Source organism: Bacteroides mucinivorans (assembly GCF_034654355.2).
GTDB lineage: Bacteria > Bacteroidota > Bacteroidia > Bacteroidales > Bacteroidaceae > Bacteroides > Bacteroides nordii.
In genome coordinates this window covers 1,818,574-1,840,895 of sequence record NZ_CP178179.1, presented here as the reverse complement: position 1 = coordinate 1,840,895, position 22,322 = coordinate 1,818,574, and the positions used below count along the sequence as shown (strand labels likewise).

The following is a 22,322-nucleotide window of genomic DNA, read 5'->3' as shown; positions in this document are numbered from 1 at the left end:
CAAACTATCCGCAGCAATTTTTCTTTGGACGACTTTTGGTTTCTTTACATTCCTGTTGTTTCTTTTCAAGCTGACGCTTTAATTCACAGCCACTTGCACAGTTTGCACAAGGATTCTCATTATTTTTCGTGCGACGAAAAAAATTATAAATTCCATACACAATGCGAATCACACAAAGAACTAATAATACAGCAACAACGCATTCCTGCCAGTTCAAAGTCATAAAAATAATCCTCCTATCTGATAAACAGCAAAAGTTAATACCCATGCTAACACAGTCGTATATCCGGCTGTGAAAAATGCCCATTTCCAACTTCCAGACTCTTGCTTAATAGCTGCAAATGTAGCAATACATGGGAAATATATCAGTACAAACAACATATAGCAGAAAGCTACAAATGGCGTAATAGGGATTCGTTCGCCCAAAGTGGTATCATCCACATTAGCATCATTTGTATAAAGTACACCAAGCGTACTAACAACCAACTCCTTTGCACCAACTCCGGAAATCAGTCCAATACCTAATTTCCAATCAAAACCCATAGGTTCGATAACAGGTTCAATGGCTTTTCCAATCCGCCCGATATAAGAATTTTCCTGTTGTTCGGCTACGGTTTCATAGGCATCGTGATTGGGATAATATCCCAGGAACCAGATAACAACGGATGCAATCATAATAATTCCTCCCATTTTACGAAGATATTGTTCGCCTTTATCCCAGGTATGCCGGAAAATAGATTTCATAGTTGGCATACGATACGGCGGTAATTCCATCACAAACGGGGTATCATCTCCTTTAACCAGAAACTTACTGAACAGACGTGCCAATAACACTGCCAACAATATGCCAATACAATAGATAGAAAACAATACCAGCCCCGCATTGTTCGGAAAGAATGCACCCACCAACAGTAGATAAATAGGGAGACGAGCACTACACGACATCAATGGGTTAACAAGCATGGTAACAAGACGGCTCTTCCGGTTCTCAATGGTACGAGAGGCCATAATAGCAGGCACATTACACCCGAATCCCATAATCAGAGGAATAAACGATTTACCATGAAGTCCCATCTTATGCATTATCTTATCCATAATAAAAGCTGCACGAGCCATATATCCGGAATCTTCCATCAGAGAGATAAAGAAATAGAGAATAAGAATATTAGGCAGGAAAACAATAACTCCTCCTACTCCACCTACAATACCATCGACCAACATGTCTTTCAACGGACCTTCGGACATGTTATTATTTATAAGATTTCCTAATGCCTCTACCAACCACTCAATCCCCATCATCGGATACTCTCCAAGTACAAACGTACCCTCAAACATGATATACATGAAAAGGAAAAAGATTGGATACCCCCATATACGATGTGTCACAATAGAATCAAGCACTTTCGTCATCTGTGCCTTTTCCTGGTGGTTATCTGTGAAGGTTTCTTTCAGTGCACCACTGATAAAACCATACTTAGCATCGGTTATAGCAGATTCACTATCCTCATTCAATGCAGTCATCACACGTTTCGCCGCTTTTTCGCGTATACGGATAATCTCTTCTGCATTGGGCAAGGTTCGGATAATCCGTTCAACATCCGGATCATTCTCTAAAAGTTTGATTGCAAGAAAACGGGTAGAATATTTAGACCGGATGGCTTCATTTTTTGAAATCTCCTCTTTTACCGCATCAATGGCCTTTTCCAGATCGGGCCCATGATTGATATGTATATGGCGGAAAACACGTTCACCCGATTTATGAGGATGAATATAATCTTCAAGATGTTCCTCATGATGAGTTTCATCGACATGCGTACGATGCCAATCCTGCAATTCTTTAACTACCTCAGGATTAATATTACCATTTTTATCAAAGAAATCCCCCCCTTCATAAAGATTAATAATCACATGAAACAGATGATCAATACCTAAATTCCTCTTACAAACAGTGGGAACCATAGGTACGCCGAATAGTTTACTCAACAGACGATAATCGAGGGTATTGCCACTGGCTTCAAGCTCGTCATACATATTAAGAGCAATTACCATACGGACATTCATATCGATAAGCTGAGTCGTAAGATAAAGATTACGTTCCAGGTTGGAAGAATCTACAACGTTAATAATTACATCGGGAGTTTCGTCAATAATATGACGACGTACATATATTTCCTCCGGTGTATATGCCGAAAGTGAATAAGTACCGGGAAGGTCGACTATTTTAAAATGATAACCTTCAAAGTTGAAATAACCTTCTTTTGCATCGACAGTCACCCCACTATAGTTGCCAACATGCTCATGGGCACCGGATGCAAGATTAAACAAAGAGGTTTTTCCACAGTTCGGATTACCAACCAACGCAACATTGATTGTTCTTCGCTTACCAAGGGCCAGACGCTTCAATTCCTCTTCACCCGGATGAATATTCTCACTGATACTCTGGTGATAATTCTCTTGTCGCTGTGCCTGTTCTGCCGCTTCTTGTTCACTTATAATTTCGATCATCTCAGCTTCTTGCCGACGAAGCGAAATTTCATAACCTAATACTTTATATTTAATGGGATCTTTCAAAGGGGCATTGAGTAGCACTTCTACGGTCTTACCTTTAATAAAACCCATCTCGACAATACGTTTACGAAAACCTCCATGGCCGAGTACTTTAACGATAACACCCTTCTCTCCTGTTCTTAATTCGGACAAACGCATACTTTGTTCTCTTAATTTTCGGCAAAGATAACAGATTAGTTCCGAGGAGACAAATTATTTAGAATGTTTTTAAATAGCGTCTCCCGTACAGGGAAGTACACCAGGCGATAGAAAAGAATGTTTAATTATTAATTCTTAATTTAACTACATTGTTTATCTTTGCGATATGATAGAAAAAAAGATTGCGCAATATATTGATAATGAGAGGTTGTTCCCCTTAAATGCCCGGATAATAGTAGCATTGAGCGGTGGCGCTGATTCGGTAGCACTATTACGTATACTTCACACATTAGGATATGACTGTGAAGCCGCCCACTGTAATTTTCATTTGCGGGGAGCAGAATCAGACAGGGACGAAATGTTTGTCCGAAAGTTATGCAAAACAATGAGAATTCCATTATATACCATTGATTTTGCAACAGAACAATATGCTATTGAAAAGAAAATATCGATAGAAATGGCAGCGCGCGAACTACGTTATCAATGGTTTGCGGAAATAAAAGAGAAAACCAAAGCGGATGTAATCGCTGTAGCCCACCATCAGGACGATAGTGTAGAAACTGTATTACTCAACCTCATACGAGGAACGGGTATCAACGGATTATTAGGAATACGCCCTAAAAACGGAGATATTGTACGTCCGCTCCTATGCATCAGTCGCAAAGAAATTACAGACTACCTGCAAAATGCCGGACAAGAATACGTGACGGACAGTACAAACCTACAGGACGAGTATACACGCAATAAGATACGTCTAAACCTACTGCCACTGATGCAGGAAATCAATCCTTTAGTCAAAGAGCATATTATTGATACAAGCAATTATCTGAATGATGTAAATCGGATATATAATAAAGGTATAGAAGAAGGAAAGCAACGGGTTATAGAGAAAGGAAATATCCGTATCGTCCCCCTTTTAAAAGAGCCTTCACCAGGAGCTTTATTATTCGAGATACTCTATCCACTTGGATTCAATGCAGCACAAACAAAAAATATTCTGGCTATGCTGGAAGGGCAAACCGGAAAACAGTTTATCAGTAAAGACGGCTGGAGAGTAGTCAAAGACAGAGAGTTATTATTAATCGACAAGAAAGAAAAGCAAGAAATCCCTCCTTTCTGCCTGATTAAAGAAGAGAAAAAATACACAAGAGATTTTATTATTCCCCATGAGAAACATATTGCCTGTTTCGACACCGACAAACTAATCGGAGAACTTAACTTAAGAAAATGGCAAACGGGAGATATATTTATTCCCTTCGGTATGAAAGGCAAAAAGAAAGTCAGTGATTATCTGACAGACAGGAAGTTTTCAATTATCCAGAAAGAAAACCAATGGGTATTATGTTGTGGAGACAAAATAATCTGGATCGTAGGAGAACGAACTGACAATCGCTTCCGGATAGACGAAAAAACCAAGAAAGTAACAGTATTCAAGATGAGTGAGAAAGCAACAGATAACCCGCTAATAATCAACACTTAAAAGAATGTACACTTTTGTATAACAAGAATGTACAACCTTGCACCACAAAGGTGTACACTCTTGTATGACAGAAGTGTACACTCTTGCAATATCTATTATTCGAGCCTTTTTGCAACCCTTATTACAAGATTGTTCTTGGCTCTTTCTGACGGGTAAAACATTGGGAAAGCAACACAGCAAACGGAGTATCATAAACCCTCGCCTGTTGTGTACATGATTTGACACAGGCACAGCACTTAATACATTTTTCAGCATCCGTATGCACTTCATCTCCTTTTACAATAGCGCCAACAGGACAATGACGTACGCATGTACCACAATGCGTACAAAGACTTTCATCATCCAGCCACGGAGTACGTGGCAAGGGTACCCCACTCTTACGTAGTTTTATTACTTTACGTAAAAAACGGAATAAAGGGAAAAAAGGTTGTTGCGGACGAGGAATAGAACGAAGATTAACCGGATACAGAGTCTCCAGGCAAGAGGCTGCCTCAACTTTTGCCCTCAACTTCTTACCAAAATCTCTGGCAAGCTCTAAATCATGAGTATCAGGACGGCCTGCTGCAATGGGACATTTAGTACTGCTATAAGAATGCTCTCCAATAAAAGTAGCTCCAGCTATTACTTTAAAGCCATTCAGTAAAACAAAAGCATCCAACTCCGTCAGCGCATTTTCGTAGGCACGATTCCCATAAACTACTACCAAAGCTACCGGAGTATCCGTACCACGGATATTCTCCAGGCGCTCCATAGCCAAAGGAGCTACATGTCCACCATATACCGGGACAACAACAATAGCCAATGCCGAAGTAGGAAGTTCCATTTCATCAACCGATTTTAAAGTCAAATCCGTCGTCAACACATTTGTTGCCCCCGTTCCATGAACAATTGCCTCTCCTACTTGTTTAGAAGTATGGGTAGGTGAAAAATAAATAAGATGAGCTTCAGTAATTATCATAATGTTATAATTTGAGTAACAAAGATACACTTTATAAATGAAAAAAATGATGATTTATTTATGAAACCAAAATTATTTATTATCTTTGCGCCGTTGAAATACTTTGCCTTCTCTCATAGGAGAGAAACAGGTAGATATCCAATTCAACAGAAACATCCCTGATTCATAATAATTAAAGCATATGTTCGCATAACCAATGACTGGTGAAGTTGTGTTGTGACGTCCGTATTCCAGCTGAACAAAAAATATTAATAACTTACTATACTGTATGTATAACATTATCCAATTAAACGACAAAGATTTGTCGGAACTACAAACTATTGCCCGCGAACTGGGTATAAAAAAGACAGACTCACTAAAGAAAGAAGAACTTGTTTACAAAATCCTTGACGAACAAGCTATCGCAGGCGCTACTAAGAAAGTTGCCGCAGATAAATTGAAAGAGGAGCGTAATGAAGACAAGAAAAAACGTTCACGGGTAGCAATGAAGAAAGAAAACAAAGTATTCTCCGCTACCAAAAATGGTGAGATAACCAAAACTGAAACAACTGCTCCCACTCCGACTCCGGCAGCCAAAGTACAACCTAAAGAAGCTGAGCCTGTAAAAGCAGAAGTTATAAAAACTGAAGTTACTACTCCTGCAACAGAAAAAACAGCAGTAACTCCCAAAAAGAAAGTAGGCCGTCCTCGTAAAAATGCTACAGAAAACAAGCCTAAAGAAGAGCAAGTAGCTCCAGTTGCAGCAGCCGAAACTGAAAAACCGGTTGAAGTAAAAAAGACAGAGGCAAAAAAGGTTGAGGTAAAGAAAATAGAGACAAAACCTATTTCAAAGCCCATTATTAAACCCAAAGCACCAGCAGTTATCGATGAAGAAAGCAATATCTTATCCGAAGGTGCTGATGACGATTTTATCCCAATAGAAGATCTCCCTTCTGAGAAAGTAGAATTACCAACAGAACTTTTCGGTAAATTCGAATCAACCAAAACAGAGCCTGTGGTTACTCCTGTTCCTGAACAGGCACAGAACCAACAGCGTCCCCGCGTTATCCGTCCCCGCGATAACAACAATAATCCTAACAACAATAACGCACCAAGAAATAATCCCCCCCGCCTGCCTATGCAGAGACCTGCCCAACAGCAGAATATGGGAGAGAATGCTCCGGCTCCGGAACGTAAAGTGATTGAGCGCGAAAAACCTTATGAGTTTGATGATATCCTCACCGGTACAGGAGTTCTGGAAATCATGCAGGATGGCTATGGTTTTCTTCGTTCTTCTGATTATAACTACCTTTCATCTCCGGACGATATCTACGTATCTCAATCACAAATCAAATTATTCGGTCTAAAAACCGGTGATGTAGTAGAGGGTATCATTCGTCCTCCTAAAGAAGGAGAAAAATACTTTCCGCTGGTAAAAGTATCTAAAATAGATGGTCGTGATGCCGCATTCGTACGTGACCGTGTACCTTTTGACCACCTGACTCCCCTCTTCCCGGATGAGAAGTTCAGACTCTGTAAAGGCGGATACTCCGATTCGATGTCCGCACGCGTAGTAGATCTATTTTCACCAATTGGTAAGGGGCAACGTGCTTTGATCGTGGCTCAGCCTAAAACAGGTAAGACCCTGTTGATGAAAGATATTGCTAACGCCATCGCAGCCAATCATCCGGAAGTATATATGATAATGCTATTGATCGACGAACGCCCGGAAGAAGTAACCGATATGGCACGTAGTGTAAACGCCGAAGTTATCGCCTCTACTTTTGATGAACCGGCAGAACGCCACGTGAAGATTGCAGGTATCGTACTTGAAAAAGCAAAGAGACTGGTAGAATGTGGACATGACGTAGTTATCTTCCTGGACTCTATCACACGCCTGGCACGTGCTTACAATACCGTTTCTCCGGCATCAGGTAAAGTATTGTCCGGTGGTGTGGATGCCAATGCATTGCACAAACCCAAACGCTTCTTTGGTGCTGCACGTAATATTGAGAATGGCGGTTCGCTAACCATCATCGCAACAGCATTAATCGATACCGGTTCCAAAATGGATGAGGTTATCTTCGAAGAATTCAAAGGTACAGGTAATATGGAGCTGCAGCTTGATCGCAATCTATCCAACAAGCGTATCTTCCCAGCTGTCAATATTGTGGCTTCAAGTACACGTCGTGACGACTTGTTACTTGACAAGACAACACTTGACCGCATGTGGATCCTACGCAAATACTTGGCAGATATGAATCCGATAGAAGCTATGGATTTCGTAAGAGATCGTCTTGAAAAGACAAAAGACAACGACGAGTTCCTGATGAGTATGAATAGCTAAACATATAATCTCTTAGTATTCAAATACCGGACCCAAAATGACTATTACAGCCTAAAAGTAGACACAGATAAACACTGGCGTAGTCACCTTCGGTTATCCCAATCATGAAGGTCCTGGAGTACAGAACCTGATAGACAGAAAATAAATAAGTAAAAAGAGTGAAGATATCGTGATATCTTCACTCTTTTTACTTATTTTTGCACCAAACATCGCGAACAGGACATCAAACAGTGAGAATTTATATCTATTACATATTAGGAATGCTGGCCGGTTTTCTATATTCTGTCCCAGTCTATTCTGTGAATAACACTTCGGAACACCTTGCCGACTTACAAATTCTCATAGACAACAACTTACCTTATGCAAAAAATATAACTGCCGACAGTATTATTTTATGGGAGAAAGAGCTTGATCCACAACTAGAAAAAAACAAACAATATAGTAGCCTTTTTCATCTGAGACAATTGGTATCCAGTGCATATGCTATTCGTGGTGATATTACAATAGCTGTAGATAAAGCACACACCATGTATGAGAAAGCCAAGGAAATGAACTATGATAAAGGCATTGCCCTTTCCCTTCGTGCTATCGGAGACGCCTATCTGGGTGCAAATATGAGACAACAAGCCATCGATTCTTACACAGAAGCATCAAATATTCTAAACACTTCGGAAGATGCAGATCATCTGAAAATACATATTTTCCCAAATCTGATTCTCACACTGTTAAAGATAAGAGATACAGATAAGGCACTTACATATTTAAAACAGTTCGAAGCTCTTTTCGACAAATACCCAACTACTTCCACTCTTTTTTACGTTTCGATATGCCGGGCCTACTATTATGTCGCAATCAATCAACCAGACAAAGCACTCATATATATCACACAGGCTACAAAAGCAAACTCTGAACATAACAATCTATATATGCGTTTTGTTTTGAATTACCTGTATGCCAGCTATTATAAGCAAAGTAGTCAATATGATCTGGCTCTAGAGAAATATAGCAATCTCACCAAAGAGATAAATCCAGCCTACTCTCCTAACCAGCACATACAGTTAAATCTTCAGCAAGCCCAACTTCTGTCCAAATTAGGACAAACTGACAAAGCATGCCTCATTTACCAAACGACCAATATATTGCAGGATTCTTTGGATAATCTCAGCTATGTGCGTCAGATTAACGAACTGCGAACCATTTATCAAATAGATCAAATGGAAATTCAGAACCAACAGGAACGTAACCAGACTATCCTATGGGGTATTCTGGTAGTACTTTCTCTATCAATTCTTATCACAGTACTCATTTTCCACATACGAACAGAAAACAAACGCTTGCGCCATTCAAAAGAAGAACAGGAAAAAGCACAGAGACATGCAAGAAATTCCATCAAAACCAAAAGTCTGTTCCTTTCAAATATGAGTCATGAGATTCGCACTCCATTGAATGCTCTATCGGGGTTCTCCGCCATTCTCACAGATGATTCTATTGACAATGAAACACGGCGGCAATGCAATGATATCATACAGCAAAACTCCGAATTACTATTAAACCTGATCAACGATGTAATAGACCTGTCCAATCTGGATATGACTAAATTGGTATTTAATTTTAAAAAGTGTGATGCAGTAGTCATATGCCGTAATGTTATCGACACCGTAAAGAAAGTAAAGCAAACGCAAGCCGATGTTCACTTTGTCACCACACTGGAATCATTGCCATTGTTAACCGATGATTCACGCCTGCAACAGCTACTTATCAACCTACTAATTAATGCTACAAAGTTCACTACGGAAGGTTCCATTACTCTTGAGATACAAAAAGAATCAGATGATACCGCCATCTTTTCGGTCACTGATACCGGTTGCGGTATTCCTCTGGAAAATCAAAACCGGATATTCAACCGCTTCGAAAAGCTGAATGAAGGCGCCCAGGGTACAGGTTTGGGACTTTCTATCTGCCAGCTTATTGTTGAACAGATCGGAGGAAAAATATGGATTGATCCGGAATATACAGCAGGTGCCCGTTTCATGTTCACCCATCCTATAAAACCAGATGCAGCAACCAAAAACAAAAAGCTACAATGAAACAACTGATCTTCATATTCGCTTTATGCTGCCATATCCTGATAAGTCTGGCAGTTCCGTCAACAACCAATGCTGATAGTCTGGAAAGACTGTTGCCCGACATGCCGCATGATTCTCTACGCCTGCACACTATACAAAGCATAACACGGATGGAACAGACAAGCCCCAAATGCATCTATTACTCAAATATGTTGTTAAAGGAGGCTATCACTCAAAACAATCCCAAGTATGCCGGAATCGCACTCTACTTTCAGGTTATTTATTACTATAATCAGAATGAGCTGGATAGCGTAGTCAAAAAGATATCGGACATGGAGCCTTACGCCCGGCAAGCTGGTTTGTGGGATTATTACTTCGATTCACAAAGATGCCAGATAGATCTATACTCCTACAGAGAGCAAATCGAGCTTGCTATCAACAAGTCGCTTGAAATGTATAAGAAAGCACAAGAGGCCAAGAACATACGTGGTCTGATAGGCGCCAAGCAATGTCTCGCCAATGCCTATATGGGTACAGGCCGATGGAAAGAAGGTAAACAAGCTTTGGAAGAAGCTCATAAACTTCTTCCTCAAATGAATAATGTGATTGTAAGAAACTCCGTACTTTGCCAACTTATCTCACTCAGCAAAGCCAACAAAGATCTCCAGGATCAGAAAAAGTATCTGGATGAACAAAAGAAAATTCTTTCTGATTATATCGCAGAAAATCCAACGATGAAAGAGGCTTTTCAGGATCCGATGATTTTCAATGATATCTACTATACATATTATTATGTAGAGATGAAACAACCTCTGCTGGCCCTCCAACATCTTGAAAAAAGCACCGAATACCTCACTCCCAATACTTATTTTATGTATCGGGTACTTTATCACGATGCATATTCCTCTTATTACCGTCTTTGCAAAGAATACAACCGTGCTATCAACCAATTGGATTCTACTGTTGTACTATTAAAAGACGCTTTCAGCAGCGATTACGTCAATCAACTGTCCGCCAAAGCTGATATTCTAACCGAAGCCGGACGTAGTCAGGAAGCAATACCAATCTACGAAAAAGTTATACAGATGAAAGATTCACTGATTACCGAACTGTCCGATAAGCAAATGAATCTGATACAAAGCAACTACCATATAGATAAAATGGAGCTTGAAGAAGAACAGTTGAAGAGTAAAATCCAACTTCTGGTATTCTGCATTATCGCTATTGCCCTGATCATATTAATCTTCTTCACGATACGTGCCTACCAGGTGCGAAAAGCTTTGAAGATAGCAGAAAGCGAAACCCGTAAAGCCACCCTGATGATTGAGAAAGCTAACGAGACTAAAAATCATTTTCTCTCTAATATGAGCTACAATATCCGTATCCCTCTCAACGGAGTTGTTGGTTTTTCACAACTTATAGCTTCGGAACCCAATATGGACGAAAATACGAGACAAGAGTATTCGGCCATCATCCAGAAGAATTCTGAAGAACTGATACAACTGGTAAATGATGTACTCGATCTATCCCGCCTCGAAGCCAATATGATGAAGTTTCAAATACAGACTTACGATGCAATTGCACTTTGTAATGATGCCATCTATATGGCACAGATGAGAAACGAGGGAGTCATAGAAATTCTGTTCAAGGCTAATATCAGCACACAGGACATCACAACAGATACCGGACGGATAACACAAGCCTTGCTCAGCACATTGATCTATCCGGACAAAAGCAAAGAAAGAAGAAAAATTACCTTTACAGTAAACCAGAGCGATACTTCAGGAATCATTCATTTCCAAATTATCAATAGCCCACTGGCTGATCCGAAATACCATTCACAACAAGCAAGCATCCGCCATGAAATAAATAAGCTGTTATTGAAACATTTCGGAGGTAGTTATACCGTCACTACCGATAAACACGGCAAACACACAATTGATTTAACTCTTCCCCCCGACAGTATATCCGGATAAAAGCGTTATCTTTGCAAATTGCAAACCTAAACGCTCATTTATGTACACTAACAAGCAAATTTGGAGTGTCAGTTACCCGATACTTCTTAGTTTACTGGCACAAAATGTTATTAACGTCACTGATACCGCCTTTCTCGGACGTGTAGGTGAAGTAGCACTCGGAGCTTCGGCTATGGGTGGACTTTTCTATATCTGCATCTTTACTATTGCTTTCGGCTTCAGTACCGGCTCGCAAATTGTTATTGCCCGCCGTAATGGCGAAGGTCGTTACTCTGACGTAGGACCGGTAATGATACAAGGTGTTATGTTCATGCTGCTGATGGCATTACTATTATTCAGCTTTACAAAGGCTTTCGGAGGCAATATTATGCGGATGTTGGTTTCCTCCGAATCCATATACGATGCCACAATGGAATTTCTGGACTGGCGTATCTACGGATTCTTCTTTTCGTTTATCAACGTAATGTTCCGGGCACTTTATATCGGCATTACGCGTACAAAGGTACTTACCATCAATGCCGTCGTCATGGCACTGACAAACGTAGTGCTGGACTATGCAATGATATTCGGGCATTTCGGCTTCCCGGAAATGGGTATCAAAGGAGCTGCCATTGCTTCTGTAATAGCAGAAGCCAGTTCCATTCTGTTCTTCCTCATTTATACGTATATCACCGTCGACCTGAAAAAGTATGGCCTGAATAAATTACGTTCTTTCGATCCTCAGTTACTGATGCGTATACTTAGTATCTCCTGCTTCACTATGTTGCAGTACTTCTTGTCAATGGCTACCTGGTTCATATTCTTCGTAGCTGTAGAAAGGTTGGGACAACGTGAACTTGCCATTGCCAATATTGTGCGAAGCATATACATCGTAATGCTCATTCCGGTAAACGCACTGGCCACCACTACTAATAGCTTGGTCAGTAACGCCATTGGCGCAGGAGGAATACAATACGTAATGACACTCATCAATAAGATAGCCCGTTTTTCATTCTTCGTTATGCTGGCATTGGTCGTCATCACCGCAACATTTCCGCAAGCTATGCTCTCCATCTATACAAATGAAGCTGCCCTGATAGCCGAGTCTGTTCCATCTGTCTATGTCATCTGCATTGCCATGCTCATAGCCTCCGTAGCCAATATCGTATTTAACGGAATATCCGGTACCGGTAACACACAAGCCGCCTTGTTACTTGAAGTAATAACCATCGTCATTTATGGTTCGTATATAATCTTCATCGGAATGTGGTTGAAAGCTCCCATCGAATGGTGCTTTACCATTGAGATTGTGTACTATACATTGTTACTTACCACAAGCTATATTTACTTCAAAAAAGCAAAATGGCAGAATAAAAAGATATAAATACAAGAGATTTTTGTACATTTGCATCCCGGTTTACCACAGAGGATACAGAGGGTACAGTTTTTTAGTGAGTAGTGATAAGTGATTAGTGATTAACTGGCTGCACTATCATGCTGCATGATACTAAATTACTTATCGCTATTCACTACTCACTAAAAATTTTGTATCCTCTGTGGTAAACCGGTCTATAAGTTTAGTAATCAGTAATTAGTATAAGATATGTTCGATAATTTAAGCGAGAGACTAGAGAGGTCGTTTAAGATTTTGAAAGGTGAGGGTCAAATCACCGAGATCAATGTAGCAGAAACACTGAAAGATGTGCGTAAAGCCCTGTTGGATGCCGATGTTAACTACAAAGTAGCAAAAACTTTTACCGATGCAGTAAAAGAGAAAGCACTGGGACAAAACGTACTTACTGCCGTGAAACCAAGCCAGTTGATGGTGAAAATCGTTCACGACGAACTTACTCAGTTAATGGGTGGAGAAACTGTTGAAATTAACACAGATGGCCATCCGGCTGTTATCCTGATGTCTGGTCTGCAAGGTTCAGGTAAGACTACCTTTTCCGGAAAGCTGGCCCGGATGCTCAAAACTAAAAAGAATCGCAAACCGTTGCTCGTAGCCTGTGACGTGTATCGTCCTGCTGCTATCGAACAGCTCCGTGTACTGGCTGAACAGATTGAAGTACCGATGTACTCTGAACCGGATAGTAAGAATCCGGTAGAAATTGCACAAAATGCAATTAAAGAAGCTAAAGCCAAAGGATACGATCTTGTAATCGTCGATACAGCCGGTCGTCTGGCTGTAGACGAAGAGATGATGAACGAAATTGCTGCTATTAAAAAAGCCATCAACCCGAATGAAATCCTTTTCGTGGTAGACTCCATGACCGGACAAGATGCTGTTAATACTGCAAAAGAATTTAATGATCGCCTCGACTTCAATGGTGTAGTATTGACAAAGCTTGACGGTGACACCCGTGGTGGTGCAGCACTCTCCATCCGTTCGGTTGTCAACAAGCCCATCAAGTTTGTAGGTACAGGCGAAAAGCTGGATGCTATTGATCAGTTCCACCCTGCACGTATGGCAGACCGTATCCTAGGTATGGGTGACATCGTTTCACTGGTAGAACGTGCACAAGAACAGTACGACGAAGAAGAAGCAAAACGTCTGCAAAAGAAAATTGCCAAGAATCAGTTCGACTTCAATGATTTCCTTAGCCAAATAGCTCAGATCAAGAAGATGGGTAACCTCAAAGAGCTTGCATCTATGATCCCTGGTGTAGGAAAGGCCATCAAAGATATTGATATTGACGATAACGCTTTCAAGAGCATTGAAGCCATCATTTATTCTATGACTCCTGCAGAACGTTCCAATCCGGAAATACTGAATGGTTCGCGCCGTACCCGTATCGCTAAAGGTAGTGGTACAACTATTCAGGAAGTAAACCGCCTGCTGAAACAATTTGATCAGACTCGTAAAATGATGAAGATGGTAACTGGCAGCAAGATGGGTAAAATGATGCCAAAAATGAAACGTTAGTCTTTTAAGACGAAGCACTTAACTTTGGTATTTTTATTTTGTACCTTTAATATCAGCAGATTGAGATAAAACCAGTATAAAAGGAGAGAGTTATGGCTTTCTCCTTTTTTTTGTACCATTCATTCACAAAAGAGCTCCCACAAAGCCGATTTCAAATAAAAAGTCAGTGAGTCTTGCATTAAGGCCATTGTTTTTCGATCAAAGTTACGGCATAATCTGGTTCAAGATACAATGTAACTCCGCTCCAATGTAACCGTTATTTTGATAAAATACCGGTTCCTCTTCTCCAAGCTTTTCGCTCCATTAATAATCTATAAATCGGCTATTGACAAAAAATGAATTCCTTTTGGCTGATTCAGTTATTTATTTTACTTTTGTCCTTCACCAAAATACTATTGAACATGACCCTTATAGATGGAAAAGCCATTTCCGAGCAAGTAAAGCAAGAGATTGCAGCTGAAGTGGCAGAAATTGTAGCCCACGGTGGCAAACGTCCTCATCTGGCTGCTATCCTTGTTGGCCACGATGGAGGTAGCGAAACGTATGTAGCTGCCAAAGTAAAAGCCTGTGAAGTTTGCGGCTTCAAATCTTCCCTCATCCGCTACGAAAGTGATGTGACAGAGGAGGAGCTGTTGGCCAAAGTACGCGAACTCAATGAAGATGCGGACGTAGACGGCTTTATCGTACAATTACCCCTACCCAAACACATCTCCGAACAAAAAGTAATCGAAACCATCGATTATCGGAAGGATGTAGATGGCTTTCATCCCATCAACGTGGGACGTATGTCCATCGGATTGCCTTGCTACGTGTCTGCCACCCCGAACGGTATTCTTGAACTGCTGAAACGCTATAAGATAGAAACCTCAGGGAAGAAGTGCGTAGTGCTGGGACGCAGTAACATTGTCGGTAAGCCCATGGCTGCCCTCATGATGCAAAAAGCCTATCCGGGCGATGCTACAGTGACTGTCTGCCACAGTCGATCCCGCGATCTGGTAAAAGAATGCCAGGAAGCTGATATCATCATTGCCGCTTTAGGACAACCGAACTTCGTAAAAGAAAATATGGTAAAAGAAGGTGCAGTAATCATCGACGTAGGTACCACACGTGTACCCGACGCTACCAAAAAATCCGGTTTTAAGCTGACAGGTGACGTTAAATTTGACGAAGTAGCACCCAAATGCTCATACATCACTCCTGTGCCGGGAGGTGTAGGTCCGATGACTATTGTTTCTTTAATGAAGAATACATTGTTGGCGGGTAAAAAAGCCATCTATAAATGAGAAATATCTCTTTGGTAATCCTCTTCTTTCTCTCCTACTCCTGCACATCCATGTCGCAGGAAAGGAGAGATTCTGTTATTAATACTTCGGATTCTATTTCCTGCCCAAAAGATAGTATTACCACCTCACGGATCACCCTCCTCTTTGCCGGAGACCTTATGCAACACCAGGCGCAGATTAATGCCGCCCGTACCTCTACAGGATACGATTACTCAGATTGTTTTAAATTCGTTAAGGAAGAAATAGACCGGGCAGACATTGCAATTGCAAACCTTGAAGTAACATTGGGGGGGAAACCCTATCGCGGCTACCCTGCCTTTAGTGCACCGGATGAATATCTTTTCGCCATTCGCGATGCAGGTTTCGATGTTTTGATAACAGCTAATAACCATTGTCTTGATAAAGGTAGAAAAGGATTAGAGAGGACCTTGCTAATGCTCGATTCATTACAAATTCCACATGCAGGAACTTATGTCAATACTGAATCACGTGACCAACAATACCCTTTATTACTGGAAAAGAATGGCTTTCGCATTGCCCTTTTAAATTATACTTATGGTACAAACGGTATCAAAGTAACCTCTCCCAATGTGGTAAACTATATCGATAAAGCAGTAATGGCACAAGATATTGAAGCTGCCAGGGCACAACATCCCGATGCCCTCATTGCCTGTATGCATTGGGGTGATGAATATCAGTCACTTCCCAATAAAGAACAAAAGAATCTCACAGACTGGTTATTACAGCAGGGAGTTACCCACATTATCGGTTCGCACCCACACGTAGTGCAACCCATGGAGCTCCTTACGGACAGCATAACCGGAAATCAGCATGTGATAGTCTATTCTCTCGGAAATTTCATCTCTAATATGTCTGCCCGGCGTACTGATGGTGGTTTACTATTTAAGTTAGAACTCGAAAAAGACAGTGTCACTCGTGTAGCCAATTGTGGTTATAGCTTAGTGTGGACATCACGTCCCGTTCTCTCCCGAAAAAAAAATCATATATTATATCCCATTAATTATCCGGCAGACTCACTTTCTGTTACAGAGCGTAACCACCTGAAAATCTTCATAAATGATGCTCAATCACTATTTAGGAAGCATAACAAAGGAATAAAAGAGTACACTTTTTATTAAAAAAATCTCATGGAATATTTGCAGATTAAAAGTTTATATCTATCTTTGCACCGCGTTAGAGAAACGCAAACATGGTGGATGTAGTTCAGTTGGTTAGAGCGTCAGATTGTGGTTCTGAATGTCGCCGGTTCGAGTCCGGTCTTCCACCCCCAAAGAAAGAGGAATTTCAGTAATGAGATTCCTCTTTCTTTTTGTTTATAAGACATTTGCGGATGTATTTCTACTTTTTCATACTTTCGTAGATTAGATTCAACAACAATTATTAGATATGATAAAGACCAAACTACTATTGAAGCTTCTATGTTGCCTTCTTTTCCTATCAATTCAGGCACAAAACACAAAAAGAACTCTTCTCCCGGCTCAATATACCTCCATAAAAACGGGTGATACTTTGACATTACGTCAGATGTTGAATGAGGGAGTCCCGATGGATGCTGCAGAGGAAGACGGAAAAACACTGTTGATGAAAGCTGCTGCCAAAGGCGATTTAGTACAAATAAAATTCTTACTCGAAGCCGGTGCCGATGTGGAGCAAAAAAGCAATAAGGGGTATACTCCATTATATTATGCAGCCAGTGAAAACCAGAAAGAAGCCATTGATATGCTACTGAAGGCTGGTGCCGACCTGAACAAAAAAGGACCATTAGGATTATCCATCACTGCAGAAATCAGTTTTTTCCACAACCTTACTATGACGCGTTATCTGTTGGAAAAAGGAGCCAAAGTGGATGAAAAGGAGATAAAAGAGTTATTGTGTTACCTGACCTACCAGCATAATGAAAAAAAACACATGAGAGCAGATGTTTACACGCCGGCATTAAAACTCTGGTTGCAACAGGGTGAAAAAATAACAGTCAGCCCACAGGACATTAAAAACAGTAAACTTCTGAGCATGTATGCTATTTCTTCCGAACAAGCTACGAAACTTAGCCTTAAGTTCAGATTGCTTCGACTGCAATTCATAGAAGAGGCCAAACAAGAACAACAAAAAGAGCAACAAAGAAAAGAACGAAAACTGGCAGAATTGCGCGAACAGGATAGCTTGCGCAATCTGATGGAAACCGGAAACTATGATCATAAAAAGTGGGAACTAAATACATCTATCCGCATTATCATAGAAGAAGACGGGACGAGCAGGACGGGAAGTTGGATCCATGCTTCTCCCCGGGTAGATTACCTGCACAATCATATTGGAGAAGGTGCTACGCCAACGCTCGTGCTACTTTCAATACTCGTTGCAGTCATCTTTGTCTGGGTGATGTCCAAAAAAGTATTCCCTTCTATCCGCAAAGAAGAAGGCATGTTTTTTCTCATGCTATACTTTGTCGTCATACAAAGTATCATACTTTATTTTATGTTTTCTTCCCTATATACTGATTTTGACGAACTAATCGTAAGGAATACAGGAAAGGAATATGCCGCCAAGTATGATTACACTGGTTTCCACTTTGTCACAGCAGACAGTATCGCTGTTGTAGTAAAAGGAGTATGCACATTCGATGGCGGAGTAGACTCAGAGACATGCATTCCCATTCGTTACGATGATACAGCAAGGAAGCTGGTTGTCGATATGCAGAAATACACGCTCCGAAATTGGAACCAGATACTCCTTACCGGTATTCTCCTGCTGCTGAACTTCCTGTTGTGCTATGGTAAGTTCAACTTCCTATTAAAGAAAGTATTTCGCACCCGGCATTCAAAACATGATACTCCCTATCAAGATTATATCTATTTCCCATGGCACTTCAAAAATAAGAAGTACGAAACATTCGACCAATTCAAGAGTGAACTGGAACATTGCCGTGCAGAATGGGACATGGAGGATTATTCTGATAAAACATATGAGACACCCTGTATTCTAATCCGATACAATAGAATGACTGAAAAGAACTCACCTCACTTTGAAATAGAAATCCTTCCCGATAACGGAAAATACATTTCTATGGACGAATGGATATATAAACTTCAGAATGAACTCGCTCCTTATATGGAAAGCCTGGGAGAACCTGACAGTGCGAATGTATGGATTCTCAAAGGATGGACAGCAGGAAAGGAAATGAAATGCGATTTATCACTCTTCTCGTCTTTGGAAGATAGTGATGTGATATTGGCAGATGTCATCTGGAAGTTTACAGAAACGGAATATACGGATTACCGCACCTTTATAAGAGAAGTAATCGTATTTCAATCGGAACACGGAAACCATTTCTGGAATCCGGATGTTGTCGTGATTAAACAACCATCCTTCACCCTTTGCTATTACAGCCCGCAAACAAGGCACATGGAGGTATATGATATGGAAGCAGATAACGGTGCAACCTTCACAGAAGGAGAAATTCTGTATAAAATACACAACCGGATGAAAGATATACTGCCCGGTCAGGAGTTTTGCTATCTCCAGTATCTTATCTTCAGATCGTTCGAAGCAGATACGCTGGAAGAATTAGAAAAAAAACAAAACGAAAAGGAACTTTATGACCTGTTTACGACAAATGAGATATAAGCATCTGATGAATTGAAAGGGACGTTTCTAAAAGTATGCAACTCTACAAAGCAGCATTAAATGTAATGCCCCGTTACATATATTATTATCCATGATAACATATATTGTAACGGGGCATTACATATATTGGCTTAATCTTTACAACTTACACTAATATAATTCCAACCCGAACTCCTCCTTCAAATGCAACAGCGCTTCGTTTTTCTTTGCCATCATCTGGAACTTCTCCACACGACTAAACGCCCGTACATTTTCTGCCGCCTCACTGACACGGACTGTCATTCTCACTTTCCGGTTCTTTAAACGGCTTCGAAGATAGTTCTGTACATCCGGAATCATAGAAGTGAAATCCTTTGCTACAATCTCATTATCTACCACAACCTCGAAAGTAATAGCATCACTAAGCAATGTCAAACGTATATTCTGCATACGCATAGCAAGTGCTTTATGCTCCACAGGAAGACGACCGGCATACTCCTGCCAGTAATAATTCAAATCCTTTTCATTGAATATATAATCCTCTTCAGGTTGCACCTGCGCATGAGCAGGTGCCTGGACAGCTGTTGTACTCTGTGCAGCAACTTCCCTTTGAGGACGTCTGATAGACATTCCAAGACTGGATTTACTCATTACAGGTATTTTCTTCTCTTCCTGTACAGCGGCTTTCACTACAGCATCGGGTACACCCGCAGGAGACGAAGTAGAAGATCCGACAGCAGAAACAGGTTGAACCGGAGCAGCCTGAGCCGGTTGAGCAGTTGCAGTTTGTTGCTGAGTTTGAGGTGCAACAGGAGCAGTCTGTGGTTGCTGAGCAGCTACAGATTGCGTAAATATGGGTTTTATAGCTTGTTTAGGGCCACGCCCACCACCCACATCATCCCCCTCGATGGTAAGCTGGGCAACCTGTATCAAGGTCAGTTCTACCAACAAACGCTTATTTTTGCTGGCCCGGTAATTCAGATCACAATCATTACAGAGCTTCATAGCCCGATACAAAAAAGGTAACGGACACTTCTGTGCCTGCTCCTGATAACGCTGACGAATACTTGCTCCCACTTCAAGCAATGCCAAAGTAGCGGGATCTTTACTCACAAGCAAATCACGAAAATGTGACGAAAGCCCTGTTATGAAGTGACTGCCATCAAAGCCTTTATTCAATACATCGTTGAACAACAGCAATGCATCACTTACTTTATTTTCGAGAAAACAATCGGTCAGCCTGAAATAATATTCATAATCCAGCACATTGAGATTCTCAATAACACTTTTATAGGTAATATGCCCACCGGTGAAACTAACTACCTGATCAAAGATAGAAAGAGCATCACGCATACCACCATCTGCTTTCAGTGCTATTACATTCAGCGCTTCGGGTTCGGCTGTTATATTCTCTTTGGAAGCAACATAAGTTAAGTGTTGTACCGTATCGTCCACACTGATACGATTGAAATCATAAATCTGGCAACGCGACAAGATAGTAGGAAGTATTTTATGCTTCTCCGTTGTAGCCAAAATAAAAATAGCATGACGGGGAGGCTCTTCCAGCGTTTTCAAGAACGCATTAAAAGCAGAAGCAGACAACATATGCACCTCATCAATGATATACACTTTATACTTACCTATCTGAGGCGGGATACGCACCTGCTCTACCAACTGACGGATATCATCCACCGAGTTATTGGAAGCTGCATCAAGTTCATGAATATTATACGAACGTTGCTCATTGAAAGCCACACAAGATTCACAAGCATTACACGCTTCTCCATCCGCAGTAAGCGACATACAGTTGATAGTCTTGGCAAAAATACGGGCGCAAGTTGTTTTTCCTACTCCACGGGGACCACAAAACAGATAGGCATGAGCCAGTTTCTGTGTGGCGATGGCATTTTTCAGTGTAGTAGTCAATGCCCGCTGACCTACCACCGACTCAAAGGTGGACGGACGATACTTACGGGCAGATACAATATAGTTTTCCATACGTCAGAATCTCTCTGTTTTTTTTGAGTTTATGCAAAAATAGCGCAATGAGAACAGAGGCAAGCCTGCCTGAGCTATGTCAAGTGAACCTATTTTTGCTTTCACTGCAAATGTACGCAAAAAAAGTAAGAAGTAATAAGTGACGAGTGAGAAGTTTTAGGCAAGAAGTGGCAACTTTTAAGTTATAAGTTTTATCTTTGCATTCAGAATTAAAGGAGAAATCATGGGCAATTTACTAACAATCTGGGAGTTCATCGGTAAGCATAAATACCTTATCACTATTCTGATTTTTGCAGCCATCATTGGTTTTCTGGATGAGAACAGTGCCATTCGCCGTATTGGATACACGCGTGAAATCAGCCGCTTGCAGAGTGAAATTGATAAATACCGTGCCGATTACGAAGAGAATACAAAGAAGCTCAACGAACTAAGCAGTAATCCGGATGCCATTGAGCAGATAGCGCGTGAAAAGTATCTGATGAAGAAACCGAACGAAGACATTTACGTATTTGAAGATAAATAATGAAGCAACTCATACCCGCACTTTTCGCCGTAGGCGCTCTCATGGCTCTTGTTGGAGCAGCAGTATTCATCACCGGATGGGTTTATGCACCTTATATATATACCATTGGTGCAGGCTTTGTAGCACTGGCACAAATCAATACCCCCGTTCGCGGTAAAAGTAAAACACTGAAGCGCCTCCGTATTCAACAAATATTCGGAGCAATTGCACTTGTACTAACCGGAGCTTTCATGTTTTTCACGCGTGGTAATGACTGGATCGCATGTCTCACTATCGCCGCTATTCTCGAACTCTACACAGCTTTCCGTATTCCACAGGAAGAAGCCAAACTACAACAATAATATTTCCGGCATCGGAAGGTACATCAGTAATGGTCATTATTGACGCAGATTAGTGCGATTTTGATCAATATTTCACCACAGAGAACGCAGAGAACACGGAGTTTTAAATCTTTATTAAAACGCAGATGAACGCAAATTC

Annotated in this window: 15 protein-coding genes and 1 tRNA gene; 12 read left to right on the top strand and 4 right to left on the bottom strand. The window is 40.9% G+C overall.

What is annotated here, in order from left to right; genetic code table 11:
- Nucleotides 1-4: 4 nt before the first annotated feature.
- Nucleotides 5-223, bottom strand: a complete 219-nt coding sequence (locus tag VCM39_RS06360) for a hypothetical protein (RefSeq protein WP_007486464.1) — start codon at nt 221-223, stop codon at nt 5-7.
- Nucleotides 220-2,706, bottom strand: coding sequence for a ferrous iron transport protein B (feoB, locus tag VCM39_RS06355; RefSeq protein WP_322933890.1), 2,487 nt, complete (start codon nt 2,704-2,706; stop codon nt 220-222). Before feoB ends, VCM39_RS06360 begins: the two co-directional genes overlap by 4 nt.
- A gap of 166 nt (nt 2,707-2,872) precedes the next feature.
- Here feoB and tilS point away from each other — a divergent pair, with 166 nt between their 5' ends.
- Nucleotides 2,873-4,186 (top strand): tRNA lysidine(34) synthetase TilS, encoded by a 1,314-nt coding sequence (gene tilS / locus VCM39_RS06350; protein ID WP_322933889.1) that lies wholly within the window; start codon nt 2,873-2,875, stop codon nt 4,184-4,186.
- Between the two features lie 121 nt (nt 4,187-4,307).
- On the opposite strand, the gene VCM39_RS06345 is transcribed toward tilS, so the two are convergent.
- A complete protein-coding gene (locus tag VCM39_RS06345) occupies nt 4,308-5,144 on the bottom strand; it encodes a 4Fe-4S binding protein (RefSeq protein ID WP_221650442.1) in 837 nt (278 codons plus the stop codon).
- Between the two features lie 268 nt (nt 5,145-5,412).
- On the opposite strand from VCM39_RS06345, the gene rho reads away from it, so the two are divergent.
- The 9 genes from rho to VCM39_RS06300 all read left to right on the top strand — a co-directional run bounded on the left by rho (nt 5,413) and on the right by VCM39_RS06300 (nt 19,342).
- Nucleotides 5,413-7,470: a transcription termination factor Rho gene (rho, locus tag VCM39_RS06340; RefSeq protein ID WP_289291286.1), complete on the top strand. Its 2,058-nt coding sequence runs from the start codon at nt 5,413-5,415 to the stop codon at nt 7,468-7,470.
- Between the two features lie 260 nt (nt 7,471-7,730).
- Complete coding sequence (locus VCM39_RS06335; protein ID WP_323674039.1) at nt 7,731-9,557, top strand: ATP-binding protein; 1,827 nt, start codon at nt 7,731-7,733, stop codon at nt 9,555-9,557.
- The gene (locus VCM39_RS06330) at nt 9,554-11,512 is read left to right on the top strand and encodes a histidine kinase dimerization/phospho-acceptor domain-containing protein (RefSeq protein WP_322933887.1); all 1,959 of its coding nucleotides are present in this window, start codon (nt 9,554-9,556) and stop codon (nt 11,510-11,512) included. Before VCM39_RS06335 ends, VCM39_RS06330 begins: the two co-directional genes overlap by 4 nt.
- Before the next feature lie 40 nt (nt 11,513-11,552).
- On the top strand, nt 11,553-12,875 hold the full coding sequence (locus VCM39_RS06325; RefSeq protein ID WP_221650445.1) for an MATE family efflux transporter: 1,323 nt from the start codon (nt 11,553-11,555) through the stop codon (nt 12,873-12,875).
- 219 nt (nt 12,876-13,094) lie between these two features.
- Nucleotides 13,095-14,417 (top strand): signal recognition particle protein, encoded by a 1,323-nt coding sequence (gene ffh, locus VCM39_RS06320; RefSeq protein WP_221650446.1) that lies wholly within the window; start codon nt 13,095-13,097, stop codon nt 14,415-14,417.
- 401 nt (nt 14,418-14,818) lie between these two features.
- Nucleotides 14,819-15,700, top strand: coding sequence for a bifunctional methylenetetrahydrofolate dehydrogenase/methenyltetrahydrofolate cyclohydrolase FolD (folD, locus tag VCM39_RS06315; RefSeq protein WP_221650447.1), 882 nt, complete (start codon nt 14,819-14,821; stop codon nt 15,698-15,700).
- Nucleotides 15,697-16,839 carry a CapA family protein gene (locus VCM39_RS06310; protein WP_221650448.1) on the top strand — a complete coding sequence of 381 codons (1,143 nt, stop codon included), beginning with the start codon at nt 15,697-15,699 and terminating at the stop codon, nt 16,837-16,839. Before folD ends, VCM39_RS06310 begins: the two co-directional genes overlap by 4 nt.
- A gap of 73 nt (nt 16,840-16,912) precedes the next feature.
- A tRNA-His gene (locus tag VCM39_RS06305) sits at nt 16,913-16,991 on the top strand.
- A 116-nt stretch (nt 16,992-17,107) separates the two neighbouring features.
- Nucleotides 17,108-19,342, top strand: a complete 2,235-nt coding sequence (locus tag VCM39_RS06300; protein ID WP_322933886.1) for an ankyrin repeat domain-containing protein — start codon at nt 17,108-17,110, stop codon at nt 19,340-19,342.
- Between the two features lie 150 nt (nt 19,343-19,492).
- Here the strand turns inward: VCM39_RS06300 and VCM39_RS06295 are convergent, their stop codons facing one another.
- Nucleotides 19,493-21,319, bottom strand: a complete 1,827-nt coding sequence (locus tag VCM39_RS06295; protein WP_322933885.1) for a DNA polymerase III subunit gamma/tau — start codon at nt 21,317-21,319, stop codon at nt 19,493-19,495.
- Nucleotides 21,320-21,542: 223 nt separating this feature from the next.
- On the opposite strand from VCM39_RS06295, the gene VCM39_RS06290 reads away from it, so the two are divergent.
- Together VCM39_RS06290 and VCM39_RS06285 are read left to right on the top strand one after the other, a co-directional pair.
- Nucleotides 21,543-21,842 (top strand): FtsB family cell division protein, encoded by a 300-nt coding sequence (locus tag VCM39_RS06290; protein WP_002561156.1) that lies wholly within the window; start codon nt 21,543-21,545, stop codon nt 21,840-21,842.
- Nucleotides 21,842-22,183 (top strand): hypothetical protein, encoded by a 342-nt coding sequence (locus VCM39_RS06285; RefSeq protein WP_221650451.1) that lies wholly within the window; start codon nt 21,842-21,844, stop codon nt 22,181-22,183. Before VCM39_RS06290 ends, VCM39_RS06285 begins: the two co-directional genes overlap by 1 nt.
- Nucleotides 22,184-22,322 lie beyond the last annotated feature (139 nt).